This is a genomic window from Photobacterium sp. DNB22_13_2 (assembly GCF_052873915.1).
In genome coordinates, this window is record NZ_JBNNXU010000225.1 from 1 (window position 1) to 249 (window position 249).

At 63.9% G+C, this 249-nt stretch carries 1 protein-coding gene; it reads right to left on the bottom strand.

The window, feature by feature from the left end; genetic code table 11:
* A partial coding sequence (locus ACVA58_RS28460) for a hypothetical protein (protein ID WP_446513582.1) occupies positions 1 to 249 on the bottom strand: 249 nt, incomplete at both ends.

A 249-nucleotide genomic window follows, 5' to 3' on the forward strand; every position in this document is an offset into this window, starting at 1 on the left:
GTTGACGCCCTTTTGCTCTTCACCGGTCCAGCGGAACGGCACCATGCGCGACTTGGTGATGATGATCGGGGTGTTACCCACGGACTGATCACCGTCATCCGGCGGCAGCTGGCCGGGCGTCACGTCTTCTGCAGCCGAGGCCGGTGCGATCGGCACGCGAACCGCTTGATTGAGCGCGGCACGCTCTGCGGACGCATCGAGCGTCACCGATGGGATGAAACCAACCAGTTCGCGCGAGACGATGTCGAG